At 42.5% G+C, this 17327-nt stretch carries 15 protein-coding genes and 1 tRNA gene; 8 read left to right on the forward strand and 8 right to left on the reverse strand.

Annotated features, from left to right (window positions below; translation table 11 throughout):
• Positions 1–72: 72 nt before the first annotated feature.
• Positions 73–342 carry a helix-turn-helix domain-containing protein gene (locus tag BDE27_RS03085; RefSeq protein WP_099134069.1) on the forward strand — a complete coding sequence of 90 codons (270 nt, stop codon included), beginning with the start codon at positions 73–75 and terminating at the stop codon, positions 340–342.
• A 246-nt stretch (positions 343–588) separates the two neighbouring features.
• On the opposite strand, the gene vgrG is transcribed toward BDE27_RS03085, so the two are convergent.
• The 4 genes from vgrG to gloB form a co-directional block, all read right to left on the reverse strand.
• Complete coding sequence (gene vgrG, locus BDE27_RS03090; protein WP_120211301.1) at positions 589–1488, reverse strand: type VI secretion system tip protein VgrG; 900 nt, start codon at positions 1486–1488, stop codon at positions 589–591.
• A 549-nt stretch (positions 1489–2037) separates the two neighbouring features.
• Positions 2038–2583: a MepB family protein gene (locus tag BDE27_RS03095; protein WP_099133801.1), complete on the reverse strand. Its 546-nt coding sequence runs from the start codon at positions 2581–2583 to the stop codon at positions 2038–2040.
• Positions 2584–2687: 104 nt separating this feature from the next.
• Positions 2688–4019, reverse strand: coding sequence for a murein transglycosylase D (gene mltD / locus BDE27_RS03100; protein WP_099133802.1), 1332 nt, complete (start codon positions 4017–4019; stop codon positions 2688–2690).
• Positions 4020–4091: 72 nt separating this feature from the next.
• Positions 4092–4847, reverse strand: coding sequence for a hydroxyacylglutathione hydrolase (gene gloB / locus BDE27_RS03105; RefSeq protein ID WP_099133803.1), 756 nt, complete (start codon positions 4845–4847; stop codon positions 4092–4094).
• 52 nt (positions 4848–4899) lie between these two features.
• Between gloB and BDE27_RS03110 the strand changes: the two genes are divergently transcribed.
• The gene (locus tag BDE27_RS03110) at positions 4900–5616 is read left to right on the forward strand and encodes a class I SAM-dependent methyltransferase (protein ID WP_099133804.1); all 717 of its coding nucleotides are present in this window, start codon (positions 4900–4902) and stop codon (positions 5614–5616) included.
• On the opposite strand, the gene rnhA is transcribed toward BDE27_RS03110, so the two are convergent.
• Positions 5613–6095, reverse strand: coding sequence for a ribonuclease HI (gene rnhA, locus BDE27_RS03115; RefSeq protein WP_099133805.1), 483 nt, complete (start codon positions 6093–6095; stop codon positions 5613–5615). The genes BDE27_RS03110 and rnhA overlap by 4 nt on opposite strands.
• A 63-nt stretch (positions 6096–6158) precedes the next feature.
• Here rnhA and dnaQ point away from each other — a divergent pair, with 63 nt between their 5' ends.
• A complete protein-coding gene (gene dnaQ / locus BDE27_RS03120) occupies positions 6159–6908 on the forward strand; it encodes a DNA polymerase III subunit epsilon (protein WP_099133830.1) in 750 nt (249 codons plus the stop codon).
• A gap of 137 nt (positions 6909–7045) precedes the next feature.
• Positions 7046–7122: transfer RNA gene (locus BDE27_RS03125), tRNA-Asp, on the forward strand.
• Positions 7123–7177: 55 nt separating this feature from the next.
• Here the strand turns inward: BDE27_RS03125 and BDE27_RS03130 are convergent.
• Together BDE27_RS03130 and BDE27_RS03135 are read right to left on the reverse strand one after the other, a co-directional pair.
• A complete protein-coding gene (locus tag BDE27_RS03130; RefSeq protein WP_244208669.1) occupies positions 7178–7723 on the reverse strand; it encodes a GNAT family N-acetyltransferase in 546 nt (181 codons plus the stop codon).
• Positions 7724–8046: 323 nt separating this feature from the next.
• Positions 8047–8901, reverse strand: coding sequence for a hypothetical protein (locus BDE27_RS03135; RefSeq protein ID WP_099133806.1), 855 nt, complete (start codon positions 8899–8901; stop codon positions 8047–8049).
• A 694-nt stretch (positions 8902–9595) separates the two neighbouring features.
• Here BDE27_RS03135 and tkt point away from each other — a divergent pair.
• The 4 genes from tkt (at position 9596) to fbaA (ending at position 15276) form a co-directional block, all read left to right on the forward strand.
• Positions 9596–11590, forward strand: coding sequence for a transketolase (gene tkt, locus BDE27_RS03140; RefSeq protein WP_099133807.1), 1995 nt, complete (start codon positions 9596–9598; stop codon positions 11588–11590).
• Positions 11591–11880: 290 nt separating this feature from the next.
• Complete coding sequence (epd, locus tag BDE27_RS03145; protein WP_099133808.1) at positions 11881–12900, forward strand: erythrose-4-phosphate dehydrogenase; 1020 nt, start codon at positions 11881–11883, stop codon at positions 12898–12900.
• Between the two features lie 74 nt (positions 12901–12974).
• Positions 12975–14141, forward strand: a complete 1167-nt coding sequence (gene pgk, locus BDE27_RS03150) for a phosphoglycerate kinase (protein ID WP_099133809.1) — start codon at positions 12975–12977, stop codon at positions 14139–14141.
• 58 nt (positions 14142–14199) lie between these two features.
• A complete protein-coding gene (gene fbaA / locus BDE27_RS03155; protein ID WP_099133810.1) occupies positions 14200–15276 on the forward strand; it encodes a class II fructose-bisphosphate aldolase in 1077 nt (358 codons plus the stop codon).
• A gap of 152 nt (positions 15277–15428) precedes the next feature.
• Here fbaA and dtpB read toward each other — a convergent pair whose 3' ends face one another.
• Entirely contained in the window at positions 15429–16883 is a 1455-nt protein-coding gene (gene dtpB, locus BDE27_RS03160; RefSeq protein WP_099133811.1) for a dipeptide/tripeptide permease DtpB, read from the reverse strand.
• Between the last annotated feature and the right edge of the window lie 444 nt (positions 16884–17327).

Genomic DNA, 17327 nt, shown 5'->3' on the forward strand with positions numbered 1-17327 from the left:
GGACACCACCGGTACTGCGAACCCTGTCTGAATCGCCACCATCAATATTAATTAATGGAAGGGGTAGCAGGAATGAATAACAACATTAGAACTGACTGGCATCAGGCCGATATCATCGCAGCATTACGTAAACGTGGAACAACCTTAGTGGCTGTTTCTCGTGAAGCGGGACTCAGTTCATCGACACTGGCAAATGCATTTAGTAGGCCTTGGCCTAAAGGCGAATGGATCATCGCAAATTACCTTGGCATCCATCCCTCAGAGATCTGGCCCAGCCGTTATTTCGATTCTTATACTGGAGAATTATTAGAAAGGAAAGCCCGCTCTAAGCCACAGGAATAACCCGCTGTAATTTGTGATCGATGTCGTAAAAATGAACATTTTTTATCTTAAGCCCTGAGCGTAAAATGGCAGCCCAATTTGACCATTTTTAACCCTCACGGCTTTTTTGCTTTAAGATGGTTTAAAAGTGCTCTATTAATGATATAAATAATAAAAATCAGTCGTATAGTAAAATAAAAGTAAGTAAAAAATCCGGGGGCATTAAAAGGGGCACAAAATCAAACATAGATAATATATCCTTTATATTCAATTAATTATATTTTTTTCTGATTCCTGATACTGCACGCAGAATTCGCGCTCCGGGTGCGGGTGGCGCAGGTTGAACACCACGTCGCGGATGCTGTGCTCTTTGAGGATTTTGGTGATGATGCCGGTGATATTGAGCTGCTGGAAGATGCGCGAGTTCTGCCGCAGGGTGGTGCGCCACAGGTCGGGGCGGATGCTCATCCGGTAGGTGGTCTGGTGTAAGCCGGTGTTGCCCTGTTCAAAGCGGGTGACGATACCGGTGACGCTGCGCTGTTCGACACCATTGTGCAGGACAGTGAGCGTTGCCGTACGGTCAAGTACCAGCGGGAAGGCAATGGCGGAGTCGGCGCTTGCCAGCCCCACTTCCAGGGTAAAGGGGCGCGAGAAATGTTCGGTCAGGCTGAAGTCGGTGACAACAAAGGTCTGTGCCGGCAAGCTGCCCGCGGTCAGGGTGAACAGCAGGCCGCTGGGATCGGCTCCGCCACCCAGCCCCAGTTTCTGGCCCAGTTGCTGCAACATCTTTTCTGCCCCGAGATTACCCGCCGCGGCTTTGGCTGCCAGCCCCGGCGCGCCAAGTGCCTTGCTTGCCCCGCCGGCAAAACCCCCGCCGGGGATCAGGCTGCCGGCACCGAGACCGCCCACCGCCTTGCCTGTCCCACCGGCAAAGCCCCCACCGCTGATCAAGCTGTCGGCACTGAGACCGCCAAGTGCTTTGCTGGTTCCGTCAGTCAATCCGACCTTGCCGGTTATTCCTGTTACGGAACTGAGGATGTCGCTGGCATTACCGCTCGCATCCGCTAACAGCGCTTTAGCCTGTTTTGTTATTGCTTCCTGTCCCTGTTCTAACAGCGCTTTTCCTTCCTGCAATTTTGTGAGGTGCTTTTTCTCTTTCTCTGACATTGTCTGTCTCCCTGAAGTCATGCCGATGGAATATAGAATGGCAATGGGCTTAATAGGGGCATCGCCATATTCGGCAGGAAGGGAGAGCCTATTCTGCGCACATACTTTTCCAGTCTGACAATAAGCTGAAAATAGGGGGCTTCCTGTTTTGAATAAGGCAAAAATGTCCGATTAAGCCAGAATGACTTGTTCCATTCGTGATAAAAAATTCTGTCGAAAATAATAAGGAGCAGACAATTAAAAACCAAATAAAATCAAGTAAAGGAAAAAGGGGAATTGTAAAATCACAGAGTAAAAAATTAAAAACATTGCCGTTGTAAAATAAATTTTCGGAAGATTAACTCTGGTTAGTGCATCATGCTGAGTCATATTGTATTAGTATCGAGAGGGTTTTTATAACACAATGAATTTCCGATAGAAAATGTATCTAATTTTTAGAATAACCATGATCATTCTTATTTTATGAGCTTGCTCACAAAAAAGGTTATTTTTGGAAATGAGGTTTTTTATTTCCAGCCTTTTTCGGGTTGTAATAATTTAGTTTAATTATTATATTTTGTGATTATAATTTAGGAAAATATTCTTAAATTTCTCAATGGCTGTTTTCTGTTTATCGAAATTTATAAAATATGGGGATTGCCATTTTTTTGTTTGGAGTGCTTGTTTTGATGTAGGGAATACCCAGGTAGGATAAACACGAATAGCTCTTTTACCAGCTTTAGTTTGACTTGAGAAAACACCTTGTTTTATCAGAATATGTGAGTCAAACAGAAACATGCCTTTTTGATGCTCAGAAAAAGTCGCTATTAGACAAAAATCAATTTTATCACTTTTTTCAAAAGGCATTATTTCTGAATCTGGAGCCGGCCTTTTCCAAAGAGTAACAAATTGTCCTTGTTTATTAGGTGTTATTTTAGCTTGACGAAAAACTATCGATTTACCATCCAGTTGAAACCACATGGCACTATAATCGCGGCTTTCTGTTTCGAGATAGGGAGTAGAGGTTAATGGGAATGCAGAAGGGAGTAGGTGATACTCTTTTATTTCGATAAAGGTATTAGGTAGATTATTTATATTTTGTTTTAATGATGACAATTTGCATTTCCTCTTTCTTGATTCTAATTATCATTTTATTGTTAATGCAATAAAGTCCCTGTCCTTTGGGACAGGGAACGATATATTGGAGAGGATAAACTCCCTTAATTAAGGTAAAGCGTCAGAGCTATACCAGGTTTTATCTCTTTGATTTTTAGGTTTTTATTCCAACTAATTAAATCATTAAGATTCACACCATGACGTTTAGCGATACTGAAAAATGAATCCCCTTTGCGCACTTGATAGGTGACGGGGCCACTACTATCGATTTTCAGCACTTGGCCGATCTTAAGCCGATCAGCCGTTTTTAAGCTGTTCAGTTTTTGCAACTCTCGGTGAGTGGTCTTGAAGCGCTTTGCAATCGCGGACAATGTATCACCGGCACGAACGGTATAGTGACTTTGTTGCTGTAATTTGTAGGTATTGTGTTTAACCGCGAGGCGGATGTCATTCAAGACGTTTTTATTTGCCAAGGACGCCTTAAATTGATTAACGTTCTTCATTGGTAGCAAGATGTAATGCGGTCCATAAGGAGACGTCATACCTTGTTTATAGCCCGGGTTATATGCTCTGATTGATGTCAATGATAGCCCGGATAATTCAGCCGCTTGTGACAACATGATCTGTTGCCCTACTTCAACCTTTGCCAGAGCGTGTTGGTTGTTAGGCTTAGGAAGTTTGAAACCAAACTGTTCGTTATGGCGAATGATATTACTCAGTGCCAATATCTTGGGAACATAGTGCATTGTTTCCCGTGGCAGTGACAACGACCAGAAATCTGTTGGTTTCCCTTGTGCTTTATTGTCTTTGATAGCACGTATAACCCTGCCTTCGCCACTGTTGTAAGCGGCAATGGTCAAAAGCCAATCCCCATTGAATCGTGTGTTGAGATATTCAAGCATATCAAGAGCGACGGTTGTTGATGCCGCAATGTCACGACGGGCATCGTACCATTTATCTTGTTTCAGGCCATAATGACGGCCAGTACTTGGGATAATCTGCCATAATCCTGCCGCCTTGGCGTAGGAAGTAGCATGGGGGTCAAAGGCACTCTCCACTATGGGCAGCAATACCAGTTCCATTGGCATATGTCGATTATCAAGTTGCTCAACTATCCAATAAATGTACGGTTCTGCACGCAATATTACATTTTGGATATGGCCCTTGTGTTTCAAATAGTAACTTTGTTGTTCGCGCACCCTGCTATTATCAGGAGCTTCCATCTTCAACTCATCGCGAATATGTCCCCACAAATCTTGTTGGGCTGTCGGACTCACCTTCCAGTTTGCAGGATCATCTGATTCTGCAATACCGTTTGCTTTCTGATTCGTTGAAGACATCTTCTGTGCTTGTTGCTGGGAAGGAGCCTTTGTTTGCAGGCTCGATTGACACCCAGCAAGAAGAACAGAGGTGAACAAGATCGTTTTTGTCTTCATGTTCTTTTCTAATGCTTGCCTAAAAGGTGAGCAATGATACTGGCCTATTACGTAGAAGACAACCCAATAAAATTAAAATCGATCTTTATAAATCCTTAATTGCTGAAAAATAGAAGAAAGTGGCATTGAATTAGGTTTGATACCGATATTTTTTTGTAAATCAATATCGTGGCAATTTAAGAAAACATTGATTTTTTTCTCTGTTTGTAAATCTGTTGGGATTGTTGCTTGGTTATTTTCACGTAATTTAAGAATTTCTTGATAATAATCGTGAATAATCTGATTGTCAGGTAATACTGCTTTTGCAAATTTCATATTTGCCGCCGTGTATTCGTGAGCACAGCAGATCAATGTATCATCGGGTAATGATGAAATTTTCTCCAGAGAGGAAAACATTTGTTCGGCTGTACCTTCAAATAGTCGTCCACAACCGCCAGAAAACAGAGTATCTCCACAAAACAGATAGGGAGCCTGATAGAATGCAATGTGGCCAAGTGTATGTCCTGGTAGTGCTATGATCCGAAAAGAAAAACTTCCTATTTCAACGGTATTATTTTCATGGACAATATGAGTTATTCCTTTGTTTTGTGTCTCTTCAGGGCCATATACAGGTAATTCAGGATATTGTTTGAGTAGTCCGGGAACCCCGCCAACGTGATCATAATGGTGGTGCGTCAGCAGTATCGCAGCGGGAGTAAGTTGATTTGCTGCTAAAATATCAATGACAGGCTGTGATTCAGCAGGATCGATAATGGCACAATGCTTGTTTTCATCACAAAGTAACCAAATGTAGTTATCTGAAAGGGCCGGTATCCTGATAAGATCCATTATGTGCCTCATTTTCATAGTAGGTTTATAAGTAGGTTGAAAGGAAGATGACATGCGATCAGCACGTTCAATTAAGCAAATAACCCTCCCTGCTTCTTGGGCCGAGTTACCGTGGGGGGAATATTACCGTGTTGCCTTGGAACGTCAATTGGAACCGTGGTGGCCCAAAATCTTTGGTTTTCATTTAGTGAAAATCGGTAACTTAAGTGCCGAAATTGATACTCGTTCCTGTTTGGTCAGCCATCAAGTCAATATAGGGTTACAAGGGCAAAGTATGGATGTCATTACTGATCCCAATTATCTCCCTTTTGCAACTAAATCTGTTGATGCCTGTTTGTTAGCACATATGTTGACTTATAGTATTGATCCACATTGGCTTTTGAGAGAAGTCGATAGGATTATGATAGACGATGGTTGGTTGGTTATCAGTGGTTTTAATCCAATGAGTATATTAGGTTTCAGGAACATGATTGCCCCAGTTTATCGTCGACAATCTTGCAGAACTCAAATGTTTACAATACTGCGCCAATTGGATTGGCTGCGTCTTCTTAATTATGAAGTTATCCATCATGCCAACTTCCATGTTTTACCGTGGCAAAGCGGAAAGCGTTTTGATAACTCCTACATGTCAATATTTGGTTGTCTGAATGTGATTATTGCCCGCAAACGGACAATACCGTTGACATTAAACCCCATGCGGGCAACATTGATGAAACCAAGATTCAGTAATGCACTGGGAGCGGCGAAAAATATTCACCGACGTTATTAGCTGGTGGGTGAATTTTCGCTTTCGGTATAGCCATCATCCGTTTGAGTAGGGTTATTAGCGGCTGTGCGAGCTAGCTCATCACACTGTTCATTCTCCCGATGTCCGGCGTGGCCTTTGACCCAGCGCCAATCAATGTCATGCAGCGAGATAGCTTTATCGAGCCGCTGCCAGAGATCGACATTGACGACGGGAGATTTGTCCGCTTTTTTCCAGCCGCGTTTTTTCCAGTTATGTATCCATTGGGTGATCCCTTGACGTACATACTGGCTGTCCGTCGTCAGGATCACGGTACAGGGACGTTTGAGAGCTTCCAATCCTATTATGGCTGCTATTAATTCCATACGGTTATTGGTTGTGTGAAAATAACCGCCACTCAAGGTTTTTTCTTGTTGTTGGTAGCGAAGTAAAACGCCATATCCGCCAGGACCAGGATTACCGAGGCAAGAACCATCGGTGAAAATTTCTACCTGTTTGTTCATTTTTGGTAGACTCTTCCTATATTGTCTTTAATCAAAAATCTAAGTCTGACACAAAAAAACATTATGAGCACTGCTATTACCCGCCAAATAGTCCTCGATACCGAAACAACTGGTATGAACAAGTTAGGTGTTCACTATGAGGGACACAACATCATTGAAATTGGTGCCGTGGAGGTTATCAATCGTCGTCTGACAGGACGCCATTTTCATATTTATGTCAAACCAGAACGTTTAGTTGATCCCGAAGCGTTTGAAGTTCATGGGATTAGTGATGAATTTTTGCAGGATAAACCGAAATTTGCTGATATCGCTGATGAATTTATTGAGTTTATCCGTGGTGCTGAGTTGATTATTCATAACGCAACGTTTGATATCGGCTTTATGGATTATGAATTCAGTAAATTGAATCGAGATATTCCACCCACTGCTGAGTTTTGTACCATTACAGATAGTTTGGTATTGGCGAGAAAACTTTTCCCCGGTAAACGTAATAATCTCGATGCGTTATGTGACCGTTACCATATCGATAACTCAAAACGTACTCTTCACGGGGCGTTGCTCGATGCCGAGATTCTGGCAGATGTTTATCTGTCAATGACAGGTGGTCAGACATCATTGGTTTTTTCGATGGAAGGAGAAACGTCAGGCAGTACGCAGGTGGCAGAAATCCAAAAGATTACTCGTCCACAGTCAGGGCTGAAAATTGTTTATGCTTCCGATGAAGAATTAATTCAGCATGAATCTCGTTTGGATTTGGTGGAAAAAAAGGGGGGAAGCTGTCTTTGGCGTATAAAATCTGAACAGATACATTGAGAAACAGCGGCAAAATGGTGGTAAATGCATAATTGAGGCGAAAAACTGTGCAGATGAACTGTTTTGTTATAAAAAGCGATTGACGGATTTTATCGTAGCCCGTATTATCCATCGCGTTCTCAACCAGAACGCCATGCGGTGCGGTAGTTCAGTTGGTTAGAATACCGGCCTGTCACGCCGGGGGTCGCGGGTTCGAGTCCCGTCCGCACCGCCAGAATTTATAAGCCCTGAGTTTTTGACTCAGGGCTTTTTGTTTTTTGCATAACATTTCAAATGGATTTATAAAAATACGTTGTCCCTGAAAATTCCCCGTTGGAATCGATGACAAAATTGGGGATCTGCCCGACTTCAATAAAACCACATTTTCGGTAAAGTGTAGAAGCTGAATCGTTAATGCGCGTGTCCAATACCAGTAAATGACGTTGATGCTGTTTTGCCAAATGCTCAAGTTCATTCATCAACTTTCTACCAAGCCCACGCTGGCGATAAGCGGTATGTACCATCAGTTTTTCCACGTCGGCGCGGTGCAGGCCATTCTTTTTCTTGCAGAGGGAAAGTTGCACTGAACCTGCGATGTTTTCACCTTCTGGTGCGACAAGGAGCAATCGATGATCTGATATAAGATCTGCTTCGACATCTTGCCAGTATTGTTCTGCTTCATTTTCTTCCAGTGGTGCAATAAAGCCGATGGAGGCATTACTTTCGACACAGTCATATAGTAAATGAATAAGTTCATCGCGTTTTGTATTGATGGAATCTAGTTGCATGATAGTTAGTGTCGGTATTGGATTGAATGTTAGGTTAGATTTAGGCATTTGTAGTTAGGTTTGAAATAAAATGTGATTTACAACATACAGATAACTTAATATCTAGTCTATAAAAACATCAATTATAATCCTTTGTGTAATTATATTTTTTGTGTTTTAAAATATTTTTTATTTATGATTTTTATATGCAAAAAAATAGATATATAAAATTTTTGTTGTTTTATTTTTGGTTTTATACCATTTTGTGTTGTGGCTATTTACGATTGAGATTATATTGTTTTCGTGAATAGCCACATTCTACGATTAAATCTTAGTTTTAGTACTTGATGAAACTTATTTTGGCCTTTAGATTTATTTTTTTGTTCTTTATTTTAATCGTTAACGATTTGATCTTCTGGATTATAAGTAAAAGTAGCATCTTGATTGTAATCAGTAGGAAGATCTATCCGTATAATCGGTATTATTTTTCTTGTGAGATTATAAAAGTCCCTTTGATCATGTTGCGCACCATTTAGCCCTCCTTGAAGATAAAAAAAGGCTTCGACAGGTAATTCATTGGGAATATTTTGAGGCCAGGTAGCCAATATTAACTCATTATTGACTGTTAACGAGAGCTGCAAACGTGCCTGAACTCCCTGTATGAAGGCATCAGCATGATTTTCTCCTGGTTTAATGCTCACATCAAAACCACATTGATTCTCTTCATCACTGCCATTTTCTATCCACTGTTGCGCAGTGGTAATTCCCTGCTGTTGACAAGGAGCACTGTGAGGTATACCAGGAATAGCACCACATCCTTTGTCATCTCTGTCGGCAGAGATTGCATTGAGAGGGAAATAGCAAAGAGCTTCAGGGTGTTGTTTATTATTTACTGATGCGGATAAATAAGGAGAAAAAATGAAACCATTTGTGTAATCAGCATCTAATGTAACAAGTTTAGAATCAGTTCTCAAATAAGAAAACGAGACACCACCGCTTCTTTGTGAACGTGGACTGGGATCCCAGGAATGATAGTCATCTGAAGGAATTGTTCCTCTTAACATAATTCCAGAGCATAAAAATGCAGGATGATCCCCATCTCCACAATCATTTCTAGTATCGTTATATCTTTGAGTTAATTCTGTCGCAAGCTCGTAACCAGAGTTTGTATTTATTGAATTAACGTCAGCAAAAGTTATTTGTAATCCCAATAAATATAAATAAATAAAAATAATTATTTTCTTCATGTTATTTCCTTAATTATTTTTGAATGTTGTTAAATGATGATAAGTTTATAAGTTCACCTTTTTATAGCGTGAATTCAAATTACTTTTTTTTATCATCTAATAATTAAATTTTATTGAGTTGGTGGCATATTTTTATGGGTTACTTTTATATTTAGTGATAATTTATTTAAAATAAAAATAGAATAATGATAGCTATCCATGAATGGTTTATTCATAAATTTTTATTTTGTTTTTTTATTTTTTATAGAGAAATTAGCTTTCCCAGCAGACTTTCAGGCCATGGCATATAGCAAGGGAATGTATCTCTGGAACAGAAAATATCACCAAAATTGCAGTTGACATCAAAATATATTACAAGTGAATTTTGTTCATTATCCTAATTTGGCAGAAAAATGGGTCTTTTTAGCCTTGATTAACCTATTGGGTATCGTGTCTAATATGTAGTTTTCTATTGCGCAAGTCACGCTAGGAAATTATTCCCCATTTGCGCAAGAGCACCTTTAGTTGTCAGCATGGTCTTGACAGAGAACCAAAACAACGAGGTAAATCAAATAATTATTGTCAAGGAGAAATTAAGATAGTTTTTCTTATCATCCGGCATTAATTATCTGGCATTAATGATTGCGGTTTGTATGCTGCGCTGCGAAAATTAATCCTTAGTTCACTAACGCTTTTATCCGAATTGGAGTAAAGAATGACCACTCGTAAAACCCTTGCTAATGCTATCCGCTTCTTGAGCATGGATGCTGTGCAGAAAGCAAAATCAGGGCATCCTGGTGCACCAATGGGAATGGCTGACATTGCCGAAGTGCTGTGGCGTGATTATTTGAACCATAACCCTTCGAATCCTGGCTGGGTTGATCGTGACCGTTTCGTGTTATCTAATGGTCACGGCTCCATGCTGATATACAGTCTTCTACATCTGACGGGTTATGATGTTTCTATTGATGATTTGAAGAATTTCCGTCAATTGCACTCTAAAACTCCGGGCCATCCAGAATATGGCTATACTCCAGGTGTAGAAACCACTACTGGCCCACTGGGACAGGGTATCGCCAATGCAGTAGGTTTTGCGATTGCAGAACGCACACTGGCAGCGCAGTTTAACCGTCCAGGCCATGATATCGTCGATCACTACACTTATGTGTTCATGGGTGACGGCTGTATGATGGAAGGGATCTCCCATGAAGTTTGCTCTTTGGCGGGTACACTGAAACTGGGCAAATTAATCGCATTCTATGATGATAACGGTATCTCTATCGACGGTGAGGTAGAAGGTTGGTTCACTGATGATACCGCTGCGCGCTTTGAAGCCTATGGCTGGCATGTTATCCGTGGCGTAGATGGTCATGACTCTGACGCTATTGCGGCAGCTATCGAAGCAGCACGCAAAGAAACAAACAAACCATCCCTGTTGATGTGCAAAACCATCATCGGCTTTGGTTCACCAAATAAAGCAGGCAAAGAAGAATGTCACGGTTCCCCGCTGGGCGATGCTGAAATTGAAGCAACCCGTAAAGCGCTGGGTTGGGAACATCCTGCGTTTGAAATTCCCCAGAACATTTACGCTGGCTGGAACGCCCAGGAAGCTGGCAAAACCAAAGAAGCAAGCTGGGAAGAGAAATTTGCTGCATATGCGCAAGCTTATCCAGAACTGGCTGCTGAATTCAACCGTCGTACCAGCGGTGAGCTGCCAGCGAATTGGGAAGCTGAATCCAAAGCATTTATTGAAAAACTGCAACAGAACCCAGCCTCCATTGCTAGCCGTAAGGCATCACAAAATGCACTGGAAGCATTCGGTAAAGTTCTGCCGGAATTCATGGGTGGTTCTGCTGACTTAGCACCAAGTAACCTGACCATGTGGTCTGGCTCCAAGCCTCTGAACGAAGTTCAGGACGGTAACTACATTCACTACGGTGTGCGTGAATTCGGTATGTCTGCCATCATGAACGGTATCGCATTGCATGGTGGTTTTGTGCCTTATGGTGCAACATTCCTGATGTTCGTGGAATATGCCCGTAACGCTGTACGCATGGCGGCACTGATGAAAGCGCGTAGCATCTTCGTTTATACCCACGATTCCATCGGCTTGGGTGAAGATGGCCCAACTCACCAGCCAGTCGAGCAGATTGCTAGCCTGCGCGTAACGCCAAACATGAGCACATGGCGTCCATGTGACCAGGTTGAATCTGCGGTTGCGTGGAAATATGCGATTGAGCGCAAAGATGGTCCAACTTCACTGATCTTCTCCCGTCAAAACCTGGCACAGCAGGATCGTACTGCTGAGCAATTGGCGAATATCGAGAAAGGGGCTTACATCCTGAAGGATTGCGTAAGCCAGCCTGAATTGATCCTGATTGCAACAGGTTCCGAAGTGGAATTGGCAGTGAAAGCGGCTGAGCAACTGACTGCCGAAGGTCGTCAGGTTCGCGTGGTTTCTATGCCATCTACCGATGCTTTCGATAAGCAGGATGCTGCATACCGTGAAGCGGTACTGCCAGCGGCGGTTTCTGCACGTGTTGCCATCGAAGCGGGTATTTCTGATTACTGGTTCAAATATGCTGGTATCAATGGCGCTATCGTCGGTATGAACACTTTCGGTGAATCTGCACCAGCTGATGTTCTGTTCAAAGAGTTTGGTTTCACTGTTGAAAATGTAGTAGCCAAGGCAACAGCTTTGCTGAAATAATCGGCAAATAATCCCTATTAAGCGCATTCGCATCAATTTTAGGGCGAATGCGCTCTTTTTTTGTTCAACTTTTCCTCCATAATGTGACGAATGGCGCTTGCCATCACTCTTTTTTTCTCGTAATCTGCTTTCATGGTTGCTGAACCGTTTCAGTTTAAGTGCATAAATGAGATAATAAAATGTCTTGTCTGTCACAATCTGATTAATTTTGTGATGAATTATCAGTACAAGTAGACATTGCTCAGTTATCCTAAGCGGTCGCGTAACTACAGAGAAATTCAGGGAGTAACATGACTATCAGGGTAGCGATTAATGGTTTCGGAAGAATAGGGCGCAGCGTTTTGCGTGCTCTTTACGAATCCGGGCGTCAAGCTGAAATTTCAGTGATCGCTATCAATGAGTTGGCAAATGCACAAGGTATTGCTCACTTGTTGAAATACGATTCCAGTCATGGGCGTTTTGCATGGGATGTACGCCTGAATAATGATTTATTGCAAATAGGAGACGATAGCATCCGGCTGTTTCATCAACCGAATATCTCGGCTCTGCCGTGGAAAGAGTTGGGCATTGATATTGTTCTTGATTGCACAGGTAAGTATGGTGAACGGGCAGACGGAGAGTCTCATATCGCCAGCGGAGCTAAAAAAGTCCTATTTGCGCATCCAGGAGGCAATAATCTGGATGCTACCGTAGTATATGGTGTTAATCACCATTCATTGGTTGCCGAAGATCGCATTGTTTCTAATGCATCCTGTACAACAAACTGCATCATTCCAATCATTAAAATGTTGGACGATGCGTTCAATATTGAATCTGGTACGGTGACAACCATTCACGCATCGATGAATGATCAACCTGTGATTGATGCTTATCACTGTGATTTACGTCGAACCCGGGCGGCCAGTCAATCCATCATTCCTGTTGATACAAAACTGGCTGCGGGGATCACTCGTATTTTCCCTAAATTTAATGATCGGTTTGAGGCGATTTCTGTTCGGGTACCTACTATCAATGTGACAGCCATTGACTTGAGCGTAACTGTCTGTTCGCCAGTGAGTGTGGAAGATGTGAACCAACTCCTGCAAAAATCAGCGGCCAGGGCGTTTCATGGTATAGTGGATTACACTGATCTGCCGTTGGTTTCAACGGATTTTAACCACGATCCCCACAGTGCTATTGTGGATGGCACACAAACGAGGGTTAGCGGGAAGCACCTGATTAAAACCCTTGTGTGGTGTGACAATGAGTGGGGCTTTGCCAATCGTATGATTGATACGACACTGGCAATGGCCGCAACCGGTTTCAAATAATCATTTGTTGTGTCACAAACAGCACACAGCAGAAGATTGAGTAATTTTATAAAGAATCAATGAGAGGATTCACCATGTCTGTAATTAAGATGACTGATTTAGATCTGGCGGGTAAACGCGTATTGATCCGTGCTGATCTGAATGTGCCTGTAAAAGATGGCAAAGTGACTTCTGATGCACGTATCCGTGCGTCTTTGCCGACAATTGAGGCTGCGTTGAATCAGGGAGCCAAGGTCATGGTTACTTCTCACCTGGGACGCCCAACTGAGGGAGAATACAACGAAGAGTTCTCACTGCAACCTGTCGTTGATTATTTGAAAGAAGCACTTTCTTCTCCTGTTCGTCTGGAAAAAACCTATCTGGATGGTGTTGAAGTGTCGGAAGGCGAATTAGTGGTTCTGGAAAACGTTCGCTTCAACAAAGGTGAGAAAAAAGATGATGAAACGTTATCAAAACAGTATGCTGCACTGTGTGATGTGTATGTAATGGATGCTTTTGGTACTGCGCACCGTGCACAAGCGTCAACTCATGGTGTTGCTAAGTTTGCCCCTATTGCTTGTGCTGGCCCACTGCTATCTGGTGAACTGGAAGCTTTGGGTCAAGCATTGCACAATCCTGCCCGTCCAATGGTGGCGATTGTAGGGGGATCTAAGGTTTCAACCAAACTGACCGTTCTTGATTCGCTGTCCAAAATTGCCGATCAGCTGATCGTGGGTGGTGGAATTGCTAATACATTTGTTGCCGCAGAAGGACACAATGTTGGTCGTTCGCTGTACGAAGATGATTTGATCTCAGAAGCGAAAAAACTGATGGAAAGTTGTGACATCCCAGTTCCTACCGATGTTCGTGTTGCGACAGAATTCTCTGAGACTGCGGAAGCAACGCTGAAATCCACCAGCGAAATTCAAGATGAAGAGCAGATCCTTGACTTGGGTGATGCTTCTGCCGAACGTCTGGCTGAAATCCTGAAAAGCGCCAAGACTATTTTGTGGAATGGTCCTGTAGGTGTTTTTGAATTCCCTAATTTCCGTAAAGGAACCGAAATTATTGCCCGTGCAATTGCTGAGAGTGATGCTTTCTCTATCGCAGGGGGCGGTGATACCTTGGCGGCAATCGATCTGTTCGAAATTGCCGATAAGATCTCTTACATCTCTACTGGTGGTGGTGCTTTCCTTGAGTTCGTTGAAGGCAAAAAACTGCCAGCTGTGGTGATGCTGGAAGAACGTGCTAAAAGTAATTAAGTTGTAATAAACAGGCAGCATTGGCTGCCTGTTCAATGTCAATACAGGACCACGTAACATGTCTAAAATTTTTGATTTCGTAAAACCGGGTGTCATCACTGGTGATAATGTTCAAAAAGTCTTTGCTGTCGCTAAAGAAAACAATTTCGCGTTACCAGCGGTTAACTGCGTCGGTACTGATTCCATCAACGCGGTGTTGGAAACGGCGGCAAAAGTACGTGCTCCGGTCATTATCCAGTTTTCTAACGGTGGTGCCTCTTTCATTGCCGGTAAGGGTCTGAAAGCAGAAGGTCAACAAGCAGCGATTATCGGTGCTATTTCTGGTGCCCACCATGTTCACCAGATGGCAGAACATTATGGTGTGCCTGTTATCCTGCATACCGACCATTGTGCACGTAAACTGCTGCCATGGATCGATGGCCTGCTGGAAGCGGGTGAAAAACACTACGCGCAAACAGGTAAGCCTCTGTTCTCCTCTCACATGATCGACCTGTCAGAAGAATCTCTGGAAGAAAATATCGAGATTTGCAGCCAATATCTGGCACGTATGGCGAAAATCGACATGACACTGGAAATCGAACTGGGTTGCACTGGTGGTGAAGAAGATGGTGTTGATAATTCCCATCTGGACAGCTCTTCCCTGTATACACAGCCAGAAGATGTGGCTTATGCGTATGAGAAACTGAACGCTATCAGCCCGCGTTTCACCATCGCGGCTTCTTTCGGTAACGTTCATGGTGTATACAAACCTGGCAACGTTAAACTGACGCCAAAAATTCTGCGCAATTCACAGGACTACGTTTCTGAAAAATTCAACCTGCCACACAACAGTCTGGATTTTGTCTTCCACGGTGGCTCTGGCTCTACCGCAGAAGAGATTCAGGAAGCCGTGAGTTACGGTGTAGTGAAAATGAATATCGATACCGATACCCAGTGGGCAACTTGGGAAGGTATCCTGAACTACTACAAAAAGAATGAGGGCTACCTGCAAGGCCAGTTAGGTAACCCTGAAGGTGCAGATAAGCCTAACAAGAAGTTCTATGATCCACGTGTTTGGTTGCGTGCTGCTCAGGCTTCCATGGTTGTTCGTCTGGAGCAGGCTTTTAAAGAACTGAATGCAGTTGATGTGCTGTAATAAATTGTTATTTATATAAAATTTATTACTTAGCTAATATAAAAGCTGGCTAAGTTCTTTTTTGAATTAGCCAGCTCAGCTTGGTATTTCCCACCCGTTATTTGACTTATCAACGAGCGGAAAATTTGTTTAATCAAGCAGGATTAGACAGGTTACGCTTTCATAATCTTGTTCAACCACGGCACCATAAAGGCCATAATCACAGCGACAATCAGGGTTGCAATCCCAATTTTACCGAATACGTTAGTATAAATTGGCAGGGTTTGCAGTGGATTAGTCACGCCTTCTGGTGCGGCAGTAAAGGTTGCCACATAACTACCCAACACTGATGCTGCGGCTTGTGACAAGAACCACATACCCAGAATAAAACCAGTCAGATAGCTAGGAACAAACGTTGCTACCATTGCCAGTCCCAATGCGCTGATCATTAACTCTCCGACGCTCTGGAACAGGTATACCAGCACGATAAACCATGGGGATGTAATACCATTTTCATCGGCAAATAAACCAGAGGCTGCGGCGGTCAGGAACCCCAGAGAACACAAGAACATGCCGAAGGTGAATTTTGTTGGCATGGAAAAATCTTTACCTTTGTTACCCAGTTTAGTGTAAACCACGGCCAAGATAGGGCTGACGACGATGATCCAGAATGGGTTAAGTGCCTGAAAACTGATGGGATTGATATTAAAACCCAGAATCTGGTGATGAACATTGTTGATGGCGAAGAAGTTGAGGGAAGTTGGCATCTGGTTATACAGGATAAAGAACACGATAGCCTGAAGCATCAGAATCAATGCCACAAACATCTTATTGCGGCCGACTCTATCCTGTTTGAATGCCTGCCAGAAGAAAATGACCACAACGATGGTTGAGATCGCCATAAGGGCAATATTGGCAATTTTGATGTTGTGCAATAACCATGCACAGATGCCAATCATGACAACTGTACCGATTAAGACCGAAAACAAGGTGATATAGCTCAAAGGGGCATGATCTGGCTCTGAACCGATGTTATGTACCATACGACGGCTGGCGATATAAACCAACAGGGCAATAATCAGACCGATACCGCAGATATTATAGGTGATGGCATAACCATATTTTTCGGCAATGACGGGGGCAAGAGAGAGGGAGACCAGAGAGCCAAGATTGATAGACATATAAAATAGCGTAAATGCACCATCCAAACGTGGATCTTGCGGTTGGTAACATTTTGCCAGCAGACTGGCTGGGTTAGCTTTGAAAAGGCCATTACCGACAGCGACGGTTCCCAGGGCATAAAAAATCAGCTCAGGATTTATGATGGAAAGGCCAATCATGAAGTAGCCTATCGCCAGTACGATAGCACCCAAAACAATGGTTCGTTTTGTCCCCAGTAAGTGATCACCAACATAACCACCGATGGAAATTAGGCCGTAGACCAACGCAGTAAATGCGCCAAAAGTGATAAATGATTGTGTTTCTGAAAAACCAAGTTGTTGAACGAAGTAAACAGCCAGAATGCCTTGAACACCGTAGTAGCCAAATCGTTCCCATAGTTCTACAAAAAATATCATGAAGAAAGGTTTGGGTTGATCCCATAAACCGATCGGAGCGGTTTTACTCATAGTGATGCCTCTGTTTGCTATCATTAGATGGGCAGTACACTCAGATAAAAATATATTCAGATAATTATACTGTTGTTAACATATTTGTAACTCAAATGTATCGCACAAGTTGTGATTTTGTTTATTTATTTAAGGTGACCGTGAAACGAGGGAGGTTAATACACTGGTATGATATCTTCTCGACGGTTGATCACACTAACTAAAAAAAGTAATACCAGATCTGACAGGATATTCACTAAATTAATATCAAAAATTATTAATAAGTGGGTTTTGTGCTCGCAAATAAATCAATTTGATTGCTATTTAATCTCTTTCGTTTGTTGTTTGCTGAAAAGAGGTAGATGAAATAAAAATGGATATGAAATGGAATCACTTTCATCTATATATGAAGTTTTTATTATGTATTTTGGAGTGATATTGAGGATTTTCAGACTGAAATTTTTT

The sequence above is a fragment of the Xenorhabdus ehlersii genome (assembly GCF_003610465.1).
GTDB lineage: Bacteria > Pseudomonadota > Gammaproteobacteria > Enterobacterales > Enterobacteriaceae > Xenorhabdus > Xenorhabdus ehlersii.